This is a genomic window from Streptococcus sp. bf_0095 (assembly GCF_004166885.1).
Taxonomy (GTDB): domain Bacteria; phylum Bacillota; class Bacilli; order Lactobacillales; family Streptococcaceae; genus Streptococcus.
The window spans coordinates 66562-79914 of the sequence record NZ_RCYU01000003.1; the positions used below are offsets into that span (position 1 = coordinate 66562).

The 13353-nt window shown below is 45.7% G+C and carries 14 protein-coding genes; 12 read left to right on the top strand and 2 right to left on the bottom strand.

The features are described from left to right. The first annotated feature begins 100 nt into the window (after window positions 1-100). The 12 genes from EAI95_RS07825 to EAI95_RS07880 all read left to right on the top strand — a co-directional run bounded on the left by EAI95_RS07825 (window position 101) and on the right by EAI95_RS07880 (window position 11465). Window positions 101-541, top strand: a complete 441-nt coding sequence (locus tag EAI95_RS07825) for a PTS fructose transporter subunit IIA (protein ID WP_048789491.1) — start codon at window positions 101-103, stop codon at window positions 539-541. 17 nt (window positions 542-558) lie between these two features. Continuing rightward, window positions 559-1053: a PTS sugar transporter subunit IIB gene (locus EAI95_RS07830; protein WP_006595112.1), complete on the top strand. Its 495-nt coding sequence runs from the start codon at window positions 559-561 to the stop codon at window positions 1051-1053. Window positions 1054-1115: 62 nt separating this feature from the next. Continuing rightward, window positions 1116-1958: a PTS sugar transporter subunit IIC gene (locus EAI95_RS07835; protein ID WP_048789492.1), complete on the top strand. Its 843-nt coding sequence runs from the start codon at window positions 1116-1118 to the stop codon at window positions 1956-1958. Beyond that, on the top strand, window positions 1942-2796 hold the full coding sequence (locus EAI95_RS07840) for a PTS system mannose/fructose/sorbose family transporter subunit IID (RefSeq protein ID WP_042361448.1): 855 nt from the start codon (window positions 1942-1944) through the stop codon (window positions 2794-2796). Before EAI95_RS07835 ends, EAI95_RS07840 begins: the two co-directional genes overlap by 17 nt. Window positions 2797-2898: 102 nt before the next feature. Next, window positions 2899-3192, top strand: coding sequence for a hypothetical protein (locus EAI95_RS07845; protein ID WP_048690545.1), 294 nt, complete (start codon window positions 2899-2901; stop codon window positions 3190-3192). 127 nt (window positions 3193-3319) lie between these two features. Next, the gene (groES, locus tag EAI95_RS07850; protein WP_048690539.1) at window positions 3320-3604 is read left to right on the top strand and encodes a co-chaperone GroES; all 285 of its coding nucleotides are present in this window, start codon (window positions 3320-3322) and stop codon (window positions 3602-3604) included. A 23-nt stretch (window positions 3605-3627) separates the two neighbouring features. Further along, window positions 3628-5250: a chaperonin GroEL gene (gene groL / locus EAI95_RS07855; RefSeq protein ID WP_048789495.1), complete on the top strand. Its 1623-nt coding sequence runs from the start codon at window positions 3628-3630 to the stop codon at window positions 5248-5250. A gap of 867 nt (window positions 5251-6117) precedes the next feature. After that, complete coding sequence (locus EAI95_RS07860) at window positions 6118-7380, top strand: FtsX-like permease family protein (protein WP_129822657.1); 1263 nt, start codon at window positions 6118-6120, stop codon at window positions 7378-7380. A gap of 15 nt (window positions 7381-7395) precedes the next feature. Beyond that, window positions 7396-8028 (top strand): ABC transporter ATP-binding protein, encoded by a 633-nt coding sequence (locus EAI95_RS07865; RefSeq protein ID WP_009731296.1) that lies wholly within the window; start codon window positions 7396-7398, stop codon window positions 8026-8028. A 12-nt stretch (window positions 8029-8040) separates the two neighbouring features. Continuing rightward, window positions 8041-9417 carry an ABC transporter permease gene (locus EAI95_RS07870; protein WP_023022102.1) on the top strand — a complete coding sequence of 459 codons (1377 nt, stop codon included), beginning with the start codon at window positions 8041-8043 and terminating at the stop codon, window positions 9415-9417. 72 nt (window positions 9418-9489) lie between these two features. After that, window positions 9490-10143 carry a response regulator transcription factor gene (locus EAI95_RS07875; RefSeq protein ID WP_129822658.1) on the top strand — a complete coding sequence of 218 codons (654 nt, stop codon included), beginning with the start codon at window positions 9490-9492 and terminating at the stop codon, window positions 10141-10143. Further along, window positions 10140-11465, top strand: a complete 1326-nt coding sequence (locus EAI95_RS07880) for a HAMP domain-containing sensor histidine kinase (protein ID WP_129822659.1) — start codon at window positions 10140-10142, stop codon at window positions 11463-11465. Before EAI95_RS07875 ends, EAI95_RS07880 begins: the two co-directional genes overlap by 4 nt. 42 nt (window positions 11466-11507) lie before the next feature. Here the strand turns inward: EAI95_RS07880 and EAI95_RS07885 are convergent, their stop codons facing one another. After that, window positions 11508-12197 carry an ABC transporter ATP-binding protein gene (locus EAI95_RS07885; RefSeq protein ID WP_129822660.1) on the bottom strand — a complete coding sequence of 230 codons (690 nt, stop codon included), beginning with the start codon at window positions 12195-12197 and terminating at the stop codon, window positions 11508-11510. Window position 12198: 1 nt separating this feature from the next. Beyond that, window positions 12199-13302 (bottom strand): ABC transporter permease, encoded by a 1104-nt coding sequence (locus tag EAI95_RS07890; RefSeq protein WP_129822661.1) that lies wholly within the window; start codon window positions 13300-13302, stop codon window positions 12199-12201. Window positions 13303-13353: the final 51 nt, after the last annotated feature.

The following is a 13353-nucleotide window of genomic DNA, read 5'->3' on the forward strand; positions in this document are numbered from 1 at the left end:
TTTTTTTATTGACAGATGTCAACTTTTCTTTGTGACAAATGACAATAGTAAAACGCTTTCAAAAACAATACAATAAGGTCATCATAAAGGAGGAGAAAGGATGAAGTATCTGGTATTGGTCAGTCATGGTGGACTGGCAGAAGGTCTGAAAAGTTCGCTGGCAATGTTTGCTGGGGATAAGATAGATCAGGTGATTGCGGTCGGACTGAAAGAAGGCAAATCGGTAGATGATTTTGCTCATGATTTTCGTCAGGCGATTTCCCATTTAACAGATGAGGACTCTGTCTTAGTTCTAGCAGACATTGTAGGTGGCAGTCCTTTGACAACGGCAACGACAGTGCTAGAGGAGCAAGGAAAGCTGAGTACAGCCTTGATCTTAGGTGGAATGAACTTGACCATGGCGCTGACAGCAGTTGTGATGAAGGACATGATGGAGGGGGCTGATTTAGCCCAGGTGATTTTATCCGAAGCTTCCACAGCCTTGCAAGAATTTACCCTTGCCCCGGTAGAGGGTGACGATGATGAAGAAGATGATATTTAACTAAGGGAGGTTAGAAAATGGTAGTATCATTTGTACGGATTGACGACCGTATGATCCACGGTCAAACAGTAACTCGATGGGCTAAAGAAAAGCCTTGTGATGGCTTGATCGCCGTCAACGACGCAGCAGCTTCCAACAAGGTCTTGATTCAAGCCTATAAAGGGGCTTCAGATAAGAAAACCTTTGTTTGGACCAAGGAAGCTTTCAAAGAAAAATCTGCCAAAGTAACGGAATCAGAAACTCGCTATTTCTTGATTACTAAGAACCCCATCGATATGAAAGAAATTTTGGTAGACCAAGGGTTTGTCCCAGGCGATGTCAAAGAAATCATTGTCGGTCCTGCAAATGACCGTCCGGGTGCTGTGAAATTGGGAAATAACCAATCCATCACCCAGGAAGAAGCAGAAGCCATCGAAGCCATTCAGGCTGCAGGCTACAAGGTGAAATTCCAGTTGCTTCCAGATGTATCCATCGGTTACTGGGATGATTTTAAATCAAAATTCGGATTCTAGAGAGGGGAGCATCCTAGCTCTTCGTCACTAAACTATACTTACAAACAAAAGGAGCGTTTGTTATGACAATTTCATGGATTCAAGCAATCTTGCTTGGTATTTTCGCCAGCTTGTCTTCAATGCCTGGTATGGGTGGTTCCAGTATCGGGAACTATACACTTGGTCGTCCCCTAGTTGGTGGGTTGATCTCAGGGTTAATCCTTGGAGATGTGACAACCGGTATCATGGTCGGGGTTGCCCTTCAGGTCGTTTATATCGCCTTGGTAACACCTGGTGGAACTGTATCTGCTGATGTACGGGCTATTTCTTATATCGGAATTCCCCTTTCTATCTTATTTGTTCATGCTAACAATATCACGGGTGAGGCAGCAATTGCAGCGGCAGCAGCCCCAATCGGTGCAGCCGTTGGGACTATCGGTACCGTTCTTTTCTACGGTACTGCAACCATGAACTTGCTTTGGCAACATATCGGTTGGAAAGCCGTTGAAGAAGGAAACTTCAAAAAACTCTACGCAGTTGATTGGGTTTACCCATGGATTTCTCACTTCCTCTTCTCCTTCCTTCCAACCATGATTATCACCAAATACGGTGAAAACATGGTGGATTTGATGAAACAATACCTTCCAATGGATGGTTACTGGATGAAAGCCCTCTTTACAGTCGGTGCCCTTCTTCCATGTGTCGGTATTGCCATCCTCTTGAAGCAAATCGTTACAGAAGTAAGAGACTTCATTCCATTCTTTGTTGGATTTACCTTGGCAAAATCTCTTGGCTTGAACTTGGTAGCGAGTGCGGTAGTTTCATTGATCTTTGCAGTGATCTACTATGAACTTGAAGTGATTAAAACAATGAAAGTCGTCCCTGCTGGAGTAAATGACTTTGACGATGATGAGGAGGATATCTAAGATGGCTGATAAAAAGAAAATTTCAAAGAAAACGCTAACCAAAGCATTCCATCATTGGTATTATGGTCACTTGACTTGTTTTTCTCAAGAACACATGCAAACCTTTGGGTATTTGACTTCAATGCTTCCAATCGTGGAAGAAATGTATGATTCCAAAGAAGAACAAAAAGAAGCCATGCAAACCTATACAGCCTTCTTCAACACTGAGCCCCAACTAGGATCTCTTGTTGTAGGGATTACAGCTGGTTTGGAAGAAGCGCGTGCCAATGGAGAAGCAGTAGATGGCGAAACCATCAACGGGATGCGTGCTGGTTTGATGGGTCCAATCGCTGGGATTGGGGACTCCTTGGTTGTTGGGACCTTAATCCCTGTACTTCTCGGGATTGCCCTTGGTCTTTCTAAAGGCGGAAACATTGCAGGGGCTCTCTTCTATATCGTCGTTTGGAACCTCTTGGTCTACTTAGGCATGCGTTTCGCCTTCTTCAAAGGGTATCACTTAGGGGACAAGGCTGTTGAATTCCTTGTAGGACCAAAAGGACAAGCCCTTCGTAAAGCGATTAGTGTGGTCGGTGGTATGGTCATCGGTGCCGTAGCAGCGACTTGGGTCTCTGTTACAACAGCCCTCGAATTCAAAAATGCTGACGGAGAAGCCTTCCTTAAAATCCAAGAAAAGATTGATGGCGTCTATCCAGGTCTCTTGACTGCTGCCTTTATCACGCTTTGCTGGTGGCTCATGGCGAAGAAGAAAGTCTCACCAAACAAGGTCATGCTTCTCTTAGTCATCATCGCCTTAGCTGGGGTAGCTCTTGGAATCTTTGATCCAGGTCTCAAATACTAAGAGAAAACTGGAAACAGTTTATTGCAACCGGAGCATTGAGAATGAAGTACGTGACCTCCTTTACGAATACTTCATTCTCAATTTTTATTGAAGGAGGCATCTATGCACACCAGACAAGAATTAATAAAAGGGTATGAGACGGAAATTCGCTACCAACGCCATATGTTGGAAAACTTGGGTCGCTGGTTTAGTGTGCTCTTTCTCATGGCCAGTATTGGTGGACTGCTGATTTATTTCTTTCACAAGACTTCCCTCCTATTTTTGATCTTAGGTAGCTTGGTCGCCCTGATTGGAATAGCAGGGATGTTGCTAGTGGGGTATGGGATGTATCGTGGTCGAGCCAACTTACAAAAAGTCATCCAAGCTTACCAACAAAAACTAAATTTGGTTGGCTAGAAATCGAAAACACTTCGAAGAGATTGAGGTGTTTTTTTCTTGACTATTTTTGACCAAGTGATACAATAGAAACATGAGTTAGCACTCGATGTTGAAGAGTGCTAAAATACAAGAACGGAGGAATGACATGTTAAAACCATTAGGAGACCGCGTGGTCTTGAAAGTAGAAGAAAAAGAGCAAACAGTCGGTGGCTTTGTCATCGCAGGAGCAAGTCAAGCTGAAACCAAAACAGCAGAAGTCATCGCTGTAGGTGAGGGAGTTCGGACCCTCAGTGGCGAGTTGGTAGCACCAAGTGTCAAAGTCGGTGATACGGTCTTGGTGGAAAATCATGCAGGCGTTGATGTGAAAGACGGCGATGAGAAGTACACGATTGTTGGGACTGCAAGTATTCTTGCCATTGTTGAAGCCTAAAGAATCAGAAAGGAGAAAGATGTATGTCAAAAGAAATTAAATTTTCATCAGATGCTCGTGCAGCCATGGTCCGTGGGGTGGATATCCTAGCAGATACTGTGAAAGTGACCTTGGGACCAAAAGGTCGCAATGTGGTCCTTGAAAAATCATTTGGGTCACCATTGATCACCAATGATGGGGTGACCATCGCCAAAGAAATCGAATTGGAAGACCACTTCGAAAATATGGGTGCCAAATTGGTATCAGAAGTTGCTTCGAAGACCAATGATATCGCTGGAGACGGAACAACCACTGCGACTGTCTTGACCCAAGCCATCGTCCGTGAAGGGATCAAGAACGTTACAGCAGGTGCGAATCCAATCGGTATCCGTCGTGGGATTGAAGCAGCGGTTGCAACAGCTGTTGAAGCCTTGAAAAACAATGCCATTCCAGTTGCTAATAAAGAAGCTATCGCCCAGGTTGCGGCTGTCTCTTCTCGCTCTGAAAAAGTCGGTGAATACATCTCAGAAGCCATGGAAAAAGTGGGCAACGACGGAGTGATCACGATTGAAGAATCTCGTGGAATGGAAACAGAGTTGGAAGTCGTTGAAGGAATGCAGTTTGACCGTGGTTACCTCTCTCAATACATGGTCACTGATAATGAAAAAATGGTGGCAGACCTTGAAAATCCTTATATCTTGATCACCGACAAGAAGGTGTCAAACATCCAGGAAATCCTGCCATTGCTTGAAAGTATCCTTCAAAGCAACCGTCCGCTCTTGATTATTGCGGATGATGTGGATGGAGAAGCTCTCCCAACGCTTGTCTTGAACAAGATTCGTGGAACCTTCAATGTCGTAGCTGTTAAGGCTCCTGGATTTGGAGACCGTCGCAAAGCTATGCTAGAAGACATCGCGATCTTGACAGGTGGTACTGTTATCACAGAAGATCTCGGTCTTGAGTTGAAAGATGCGACCATCGAGGCGCTCGGTCAAGCAAGTAAAGTGACAGTGGACAAAGATAGCACAGTCATTGTAGAAGGTGCAGGAAATCCTGAAGCTATCGCTAACCGTGTGGCCGTGATCAAATCACAAATTGAAACCACAACGTCAGAATTTGACCGTGAAAAACTCCAAGAACGCTTGGCCAAATTGTCTGGTGGCGTTGCAGTCATCAAGGTCGGAGCTGCAACTGAAACGGAGTTGAAAGAAATGAAACTCCGCATCGAAGACGCCCTCAATGCGACACGCGCAGCGGTTGAAGAAGGAATTGTTGCCGGTGGTGGTACGGCCCTTGCCAATGTTATTTCTGCAGTTGCAACCCTTGAATTGGAAGGGGACGAAGCGACAGGACGCAACATTGTGCTTCGCGCCTTGGAAGAGCCTGTACGTCAAATCGCTCACAATGCAGGCTATGAAGGATCAATCGTTATCGATCGCTTGAAACATGCAGAAGTCGGAACAGGCTTCAATGCTGCAACAGGTGAATGGGTCAACATGATTGAAGCAGGAATTATCGACCCAGTGAAGGTGAGCCGTTCAGCCCTTCAAAATGCGGCTTCCGTAGCGAGCCTTATCTTGACGACCGAAGCAGTGGTAGCCAACAAACCAGAACCAGCTCCAGCAGCACCGGCTATGGATCCAAGCATGATGGGTGGGATGATGTAATCTGATACCAATGATTGGTGCTAAAGCACCGAATCATTGGACGGTAGCCGCTTTGTTGCGGCCTACCTAATCATCTTACTAAGAAAACAAAGAAGGCATTATCGGCCTTCTTTATTTTCTGTCGTAATCTGTGTGCTTGATTGAGGCTATGCTTCTAATCATTTGACGCCAACCGCTATCAGGCGGTTTGGCTAAACGTCTTACTAGCTCAAAGAGGTTGGCAAGTCTCCAATCCTCAATCGATCATTGGATGAACTGATTATTCTAATCTTTTCTTTGTGGCAGAAGGATGCATATTTATATATATTACGAAAGTTTGTGAAATAAATTTGGCTGAAGCCGGTCTTTTCTACAGGTCGGTTTCCTTTATTGAAGAAACTAAGATCAATCCGATGGGGATTATAGCAGTTATTTGAGGTGTGGGTTTTTGTTCACATATAGTGAAATCACGGGAAGAATAACCTTTGAAGTAGGTGGATAGATAGTTGGTATTTTGAAGTAACCTGCCTGTTCGATATTTGGAACAAAAATGCAATACAAATTCCTTTATTTTGTAACAAAGATGCGTTAAAATATAGGAAGTAGATAAATGTTCTACACTAGAGCAAGGGGGGAATACTTCCCACATACATGTCTAAAGACAAAAACTTGATCGAATAAATTAAAACTTTTTGATTCTTAATTTTTATCGACCTTTTTCATATTAAACTTTTTCATCCACCCCTTGCTAAGGCTCTTCCAGATTTTTCTGGGGGAGTTTTTTTTCTATTTCATAAACATTTCACATTTCTTTTCTATAATAACTATAACAAATGATGAAAGCGCCCATTTTGCATTGCTATGGGCTTTGAAATGGAGGGTGAGTTCATGCTCTTACAACAGGCAATTGCCTATATTACTCGAAAAAGAACGAGGAATCTGGTTCTCTTTCTGATTCTCCTCTTGATCCTCTCTTGCTTATATTTCTGTTTTTCACTGATGCAAGTAGGAGGAAGGCTGGAGGAACATATCAAACAGTCGGCTGGGACCAGTTTTGCCCTGACCAGTAAGCAGGGGAATACTCCCTTTGCGCTGAAAGAGGCTGAAAAGGTGCAGCGACTAGCTGGGGTGGGAGGCATGGTTCCTCAATATGAAAGTCCCGTTCGCATTCTTGGTAAAGAAGCGGTGACGGGGCAGCAGTCGGTGGAGCGAGACGATTTGGGTCAGGAAGCCAAGCAAGCGCTAGGTGCTGTCTTTACCCAGAAGACAGACCAGCACCTGGATTTCCGCAGTGGTAGTTTCCAACTGGTGCAAGGCAAGCACTTATCCGACAAGGCTCGCGGCCAGATCTTGATCCACCAAGAGTTGGCTAAGAAGAACAAGCTAAAGGTCGGAGATTCCTTGACCTTATCCAGCTTTCAGATGGGAGAGACTCCTGCCAAAGAGCAAACCTTTAAAATCGTTGGCATCTTTTCGGGTAAGAAACAGGAAAAATTCACAGGGATGACCTCAGATCTGAGTGAAAACCAAGTCTACCTCCCTTATGAGGATGCGACCAAGCTCCTAGGTCTCAGTCAGCAAGAAGTGACCCAGGTCACCTTTGGCGTCAAAGATCCTGAGAAAATCGATGCCCTCTTGAAGCAAGTTAAAAGCTTGGATCTGGATTGGCAGTCTCTACGTTTGGTCGAAGATCGCAAGGCCTTTGACCAGATGAAGGAATCCTCTCAGACCCTAGAAGGCCTGGTGCGGATCATGATGATCGTCCTCCTGGTGACGGGAGCCGGTGCCCTATCGCTCTTACTCAGTCTCTGGACACGGGAGCGGATCCATGAAATCGGGGTGCTTTTATCCATTGGGAAGAGCAAGGGCCGGATCTTTAGACAGTTCCTTTTGGAAGTGGTGCTAGTATCCCTACTAGCAGTGATTCCGGCCTTTCTCATCGGGCGGATGGTTAGCCATCGTTTCTTAGAACAATTTGTCGGAGAGACGGGTCAACAGCAGACCCTAGACTTACTCCATCAGATCCCTCAAGGCCTTTCCTTAGGAATCGCCTATGCTAGCCTCTTGTGCTTGATCCTTCTGTCGCTCGGTGTAACGACTAGCATGATCTGGCGCAAGACACCAAAAGAAATATTAACAAAAATGAGTTAAGGAGAAATAACACATATGTTAGAACTCAAAAATGTAGCCTATAGTTACCAAAGCTATAGTGAAGATATCCTCTCAAATGTGAACTATCAGTTCGAGAATGGGACATTTTACAGTATTATTGGCCAGTCAGGAACTGGGAAATCAACCCTCCTTTCCCTCTTAGCTGGTCTGGACAATCCCAAGAAGGGGCAGGTTCTCTTTGATGGGGAGGACATCCAGACCAAAGGGTCTAGCTACCACCGCAAGCACCATGTTTCCCTGGTCTTTCAGAATTACAATCTGATCGATTATTTGACACCACTTGAAAATGTCCGCCTGGTCAACAAACAAGCTGGGAAAGAGATTCTTTTGGAATTGGGGCTGGACGAAACGCAAATCAAACGTAATGTCCTCCAACTATCCGGAGGGCAGCAGCAACGGGTGGCCATTGCGCGTGCGCTCGTTTCAGAAGCTCCTGTCATCTTGGCTGATGAGCCGACGGGAAATCTAGACGAACAGACAGCAGGTGATATCATTGCGATTTTGAAGAAATTGGCCAAGGAACGCCAAAAATGTGTCATCGTCGTCACCCACAGTAAGGAAGTGGCAGAGGCCTCCGATGTGGTCTTGGAATTGAGTCGCCGTAGCCTCGTTGAGAAGAGCAAGTAAGGAGGGAATGCTATGTTGCGAAATGCTTTTGCTTATATCACACGTAAATGGCCCAAGTCTCTCTTGCTCTTTGCCATCATTCTCCTCATGGGGACCTTGAGCTTGATCGGACTCTCCATGAAGGGAGCAACCCAAAAAGCTTCATCAGAAAGTCTGGGTTCCATCACCAATAGCTTCTCCATGCAGATCAACCGCAGGACCAATCCGGGAACCCCTCGGGGAGCTGGGAATCTCAGAGGAGAGGATATCGAAAAAATCAGTCAGGTAGAGGGCATCACCTCCTCCATCAAGCGGATCAATGCCATCGCAGATATCCTAGACCACGAGATTATTGAGACAGAAGAAACTCTGCAAAATCAATCTCCAGAGCGGGCCAAGCACTTCAAAAACACCTTGATGGTGACAGGGGTCAATGACTCTTCAAAAGAAGATAAATTTGTCTCTGGGGCCTACAAGCTGGTTCAAGGGGAGCATCTGACCGATAAGGACAAAAACCAAATCCTCATGCACGAAGATTTGGCGAAAAAGAATGGCCTCAAGGTGGGCGATAAGGTGCGTCTCAAGTCCAACCTCTACGATGCTGACAATGAAAAAGGGGCCAATGAAACCGTCGAAGTGACCATTAAAGGCTTGTTCTCAGGGAAAAACCAAGCTCCTCTCACTTACGCCCAAGAATTGTATGAAGATACACTCATTTCTGACTTGGATACAGCTGCCAAACTCTATGGCAATACCGTCCAAACAGCCACCTATGAGGATGCGACCTTCTTTGCAAAAGGGGATCAGGACCTGGATAAACTGATCGAAAAAATCAAAGCCTTGGATATCCCATGGAATTACTTTGACTTGGTTAAGAGCTCTTCGAACTACCCAGCCTTGCAAAAATCCATCAGCAGCATGTTCCAAGTGGCAGACTACTTGTTTATCGGTAGCCTCATCTTTGCTAGCTTGCTTCTCACTCTTCTTCTTGTCTTGTGGCTCAATGCCCGTCGCAGAGAAGTTGGTATCTTACTGGCTCTTGGACTTTCTAAGGTACAGATTGCGGGGCAATTCGTGGCAGAATTGGTCATGATTTCCATCCCAGCCTTCCTCCTCTCCTATGGAGTCGCAGGACTTCTTGCCAAAGCAGTGGGAGATACGGTGCTCAAAAACGTAACCAGTGGCATTGCCAAACAAATGGCTCAAGAATCCTCTGCAGCTAACCTTGGTGGAGGAGCTGAGGCAGAAAGCTTCAGTAAGACCCTGACAGATATCCATATGGATATCCAACCGAGCCAATTGCTCGTGATTGTTTTGGTCGGTGGGCTTCTCTTGATTCTCGTATCCATCCTTTCTTCTCAATGGCTCTTGCATAAGAAACCAAAGGAACTCTTGGTGGATGTCGAATAAGAGATTGTTTCCTAAAATAGAAATAGGGTATAATAGGAGGTAGAAGAAGTTTCTTAGATAAAAGGAAAGTATATGAAGATACTAATCGTAGAAGATGAAGTCCTGATTCGCGAAGGGATGAGCGACTATCTCATGGAATGTGGCTATGAGGTCTTTGAAGCAGGCGATGGGCAGGAGGCTCTGGACCTCTTTCACAGAGAAGCGCCGGATATAGTTTTGCTAGATATCCAGCTTCCTATCCTCAATGGCTTGGAAGTCCTCAAGGCCATCCGGAAGACTAGCTCAGTCCCTGTCCTCATGCTGACGGCCTTCCATGATGAGGACTATAAGTTGACGGCCTTTGGAGAGCTGGCAGATGGCTACCTGGAAAAACCCTTCTCCTTGTCCCTCTTGAAGGTCCGGATCGAAGCTATTTTTAAAAAGCTTCAACCTTCCCGGGTCTTCACCTATGGAGATGCACGGGTGGATTTTGAGAGTTATACAGCCAGCCTAGCTGGGCAAGCTATTTCCATGAATGCCAAGGAGTTGGAAATCTTGGAATACTTGCTCCAGCATGAAGGCAAGGCCCGGACCCGCACTCAGATCCTCGATGCCGTCTGGAAGGAGACGGAGGAGATCCCTTTTGACCGGGTGATTGATGTCTATATCAAGGAACTACGAAAAAAACTAGAGCTGGACTGTATCGTTACGGTACGCAATGTCGGCTATAAATTGGAGAGACCATGACCAAACGGAGTATCTTTGCAAAGATCTTTCTGATCACCTTTGCCCTTTTTAGTAGCCTAGTCATCCTTCTACATGCTTCGGTTTACTTTATTTTTCCATCGACCTATATCGAGTCCCAGCGCCAGACGATTTTGAAGAAATCAGAGGCCATGGCCAAGAGTTTCCAAGGTCAGGCAGAAGGGACCATTGAGTCGGTCATCGACCTTTATTCTAAGACCAATGATATTAAGGTCTCTATCAAGGGCAAGCAAAAACAAAATGCCATAGAGGTCAAGGATGACCTGCTCGTGAACCCTGATAGTCAGAATAATTCCCTGGTCATTGAAGAGCGAAAGATTCAGACCAAAGAAGGGAAAGACCTGACCTTGCAATTCTTAGCGACCGTCGATTCGCAAAAGGAAGCGCGGGACATCAGTCTGGGCTTTCTTCCCTATAGTCTCCTTGCTTCCTTTGTTCTGTCGCTGATTGCTTCCTACCTCTATGCTCGGATGATTTCTGCTCCGATCCTTGAGATCAAGCAGATGACCAAGCGGATGAAGCGGTTAGATCGGACAGCCAGTCTTCCTATTCACTCGCAGGATGAAATCGGCGTCCTCAAGCAACAGATTAACGACCTTTATCACCATCTCCTAGAAGTGATCGACAATCTAGAGCAGCAGAAACAGGAAAATATCAAGTTGGAGCAGATGAAGGTCGAATTTCTGAGAGGGGCCTCGCATGAGCTCAAGACCCCTCTAGCTAGCTTGAAGATTATCCTCGAAAATATGCGAGATAAGATCGGCCGTTACAAGGATCGGGACCGCTACCTATCAGTCTCCCTCGATATCGTCGATGAGATGAACCAGATCGTCCTGGAAATCCTGTCCCTGTCCTCTGTCCAAGAACTGGCTGGTGACAAGGAGTGGATCCAGCTGGATCAGGTCTTAGAGCAGATCCTCGACCAGTACAAGGTCTTGGCTCAATCCCGCTCGCTCACGATTGACAATCAAATCCCTGACAAACCAGTCTATATGGACCCAGCCATTCTGAAATTGGTCCTCTCAAATGTCATCAGTAATGCTGTTAAGCATTCGGATGTCGGTGGAGAGATCCGGCTTCGTCTCGAAGAAGAAGGGACGCACTTGGCTGTTGAAAATACCAGCCAGGAAATGGTAGAGACCGCTGAGATGCCAATGACCGCTAGCCGCCAGAAGAAGGAAGGAGGCTTGGGACTCTTCGTAGTTCAACACTTGCTAGACCATGAAGAACTGGCCTACCAATTTGATAAAACGGCTATGGGCTTACGCTTCCGTATGGAACTGCCTAAAGATCCTCAAGACTAAAAAACTAGCGAACAAGAATTTCTCTTGTTCGCTAGTTTGTATTTAATCAACCTTTTCTACCTTTAGCAATTGGCCATGTTTTAATTCATAAATGGTATCTACATAGGTCATGATGGAGCGGTCATGGGTCACCATGATGGCGCTCTTGTTTTTGGATTTGACTTCTTTCCGGATCAACTGGGCGATTTCTTGCCCTCGATCTGGGTCTAAGCTAGCCGTTGGTTCATCGGCTAAAATGACCTGCGGATTTCCGATGAAGGCTCGAGCGATGGCTGCCCGTTGTTTTTGCCCACCGGACATCTGATTCGGGTATTGGTGGTAACAAGCTTCGATGCCCAGATCTGCCAACAAGGCTTTGACTTCCTCATGGCGTTTTTTCTTGTCCTTTTCCCCCTTCAATTTGGCCACCAGTTCTAACTGGTCACCGATTTTCATATAGGAGAGGAGCTGGTGATCTTGAAAGATAAAGCCGAGCAATTCCAGCCGTTTTCGCGTCCATTGGCCTTGGTTGAGACCAGTCAAGTCTTGGCCTGCGATGCGAATCCGCCCCTCATCCGCTGATAAAAGCAAGCCAGCGATGGCCAAAAGCGTGGATTTACCAGATCCTGAAGGGCCTAAGATGGCGACAAATTCGTTGGGTTCGACACTTAATTCCAGCTGGTTGAGGACATGGTGCATCTGACTACCATCGGCGTAGGATTTTCTGATATTTTCTAATTCGATAATGGCCATCTTATTCTCCATTTCCACCAATGACTTCGATTGGATCTACTTTTTTGATTTTGACAAGGGACAAGGCACCACACAAAATAGAGGTCAGGATAAAGCTAACCGAGATGGTGAGGTTGTCTTTCAGGGTCATAAAGGAAGGGACGCTATTAGGTAAAAATGGCGCCATCATAGTTGCCAAGCCAAGTCCCAGTAGCACTCCAATGAGGGAGATGATGGTGAGCTGGGATAGTTGGACATAGGTAATCTGGCTCATGGACATGCCAATAGCCTTCAAGACACCGAACTGTTTCAACTTCTGCAGGGTGAGGATATAGAAGAAGACCCCAAGTATAGCAGAAGAAGCGAGTAAGAGCACCCACGTGATCATCCGTAGCGTCAGGTTTTGAGCCTTGTAGCCAGGGATTTTATCGATCACTTGCTTCTTATCCGCCACCATTAAGTTGTTGGCTAGATCACTAGAAGTGATGCTTTTCTTGGTCACAAGGGTTTGGGCTTGCCATTGATAGCTTGGATCTGTTTTTTGCCGCATGCCTGTGTAGGTTTCAGAGCTGATAAAACCAATCTCGCTATAACCGTATTTGGCATTTTTCGCGAAGGCCACGACCTTGAGTTTTTGCTTAGAAGTTTTGTCGATCACGTGATCGCCGACTTGGATCCCTTCATCCTCTTTGAAAGAACTGTCCAAAATGACCTCGTTTTTCTTTAGGTCGGAGATCTTGAGGTCTGTATCTTCCATGATTGGATTGAGGATTTCTTCTTCGTTGTGATCGGTCGCGAAGTAGGTGATATCCAGAGTATTGGAATCCTCTGTTTTTGAGACGGTTGCCCGCTGGATGGACAAACCCGAATAGCCCATTCCCTCTATCTTTTGGACCTCATCTAAATCCTTCACCGTAATAGTTGAAAAGGGGATAATCCCTTCTGAATCCGTCGAAAGGATGTAGTGCAGCGACCCATAGTTATCGATTTGGGCGGATACTGAACGGCCCAATCCATTTGTCAGACCAGATAAGAATACCACCATAAACATGAGGATGGTGATGAGGAGTTCAATCAGGATAAACTTCTTGGGTTGGTATTTAATTTCATGCCATGCGATTTTCATATTCGTTCTCCTTTTAGCACCTAAACATACTCTATCATCATACCACAAGTG